Annotated in this window: 1 protein-coding gene; it reads right to left on the minus strand. The window is 39.4% G+C overall.

What is annotated here, in order from left to right; translation table 11 throughout:
* Nucleotides 1-6: 6 nt before the first annotated feature.
* Nucleotides 7-978, minus strand: a complete 972-nt coding sequence (locus FHP04_RS14340; RefSeq protein WP_139856835.1) for an IS110 family RNA-guided transposase — start codon at nucleotides 976-978, stop codon at nucleotides 7-9.
* Nucleotides 979-1,247: the final 269 nt, after the last annotated feature.

Genomic DNA, 1,247 nt, shown 5'->3' on the forward strand with positions numbered 1-1,247 from the left:
GCACAATTATTTTACTGTAAGAATCGAAACGAATTCTGCATCATATGGTAAACCCGATTTTGCGATAGCAAAACATTGTTTTAACAACTTATTTGCCACTGCAATAAGCGCCAATTTTTTACTTTTACCTTTTTGAACAATGCGCTCATAGAGTTCACGGCACGCTTTATTGTGTTTACAGGCATTAAAGGCACAAAGAAATAACAAGTTGCGAAGTTTTTTATTACCAACTTTACTAATCCTACTACGTCCTCGCACACTGCTGCCAGACTCCCTAATTGTTGGCGTTATACCCACGTAACTACAAAGCTGTGCTCCCGTCTCGAACTTGGAAAAACCATCGGTTATCACAATTAAAAATAAAGCTGTCTTGGCACCAATGCCAGGAACGGTTTGCAGAAGCGTAAGCTGTTGCTGCTGCTCTTGTTTTACCAATTCCAGCAGTCGTGCTTCTATTCCTTCAAGCTCTCTGTCCAAGTGTTTTTTATCACGCTTTAAAGAACGGTACACAAATTTTGAAGGGATACCCAAAGTTTCCTCACCGTGCATTTTGTTCTTGGTAGCAGTACGCTTTTTAAGATAACTGTCCATTAACCGGAACAGTTGCAAGCACTCGGCCTGTACATTGGTCAGCGCATTGTAAAGAGGAACCTCATTGGCCAGAGCATAGTCATAAATAGACTTGGCATCGCTCTTGTCGGTCTTTACCTTGGCGAGCTTCATCTGGATAAAACGTTTTACAGATAAGGGATTTACAACAGACACCGCCACATTGTTTTTGTAAAGAAACTGTGCGAGCCTGTAATGATAGTAACCGGTTGCTTCCATAACTACAATTGAATCATTAGGAAGTATCTTTAAAAAAGATTTAAATCCCTTTTCATCATTTTTGAACTGGTTGTGGCCACTGCTACTGCCGTGTACGTCAAAGACATCTTTACTGATGTCAACTCCAAAAGTTTCCTTATATTTATTCATAGGAACTGATTTTATGAAAGAACCAGCTACTTGGGTCACAACAACCCTTCGACATACTCAGGACATCGCTTGAAAACGAGGTCTAGGCCTCACAGAACTGAACGTGATTTAAGTAGTAAAAGAGCGGGGATTATCAATGTTGTCGAAGTCTAAAGCTTCACCGTATATAGTAACCTTACTCCGCTCTTTTGTTCTTTCTGATTAATACTTAAAATTAACTTATTTAGTAAAAATCAAACTTAAGATGTGTATAAGCAATGGCTTGTCCT

The organism is Aequorivita sinensis, from assembly GCF_006346335.1.
GTDB classification, from domain to species: domain Bacteria; phylum Bacteroidota; class Bacteroidia; order Flavobacteriales; family Flavobacteriaceae; genus Aequorivita; species Aequorivita sinensis.

What these genes read in the sequence shown, in the direction of transcription:
- FHP04_RS14340 (WP_139856835.1), bottom strand. Translation starts at nt 978, where the DNA reads ATGAATAAATATAAGGAAACTTTTGGAGTTGACATCAGTAAAGATGTC.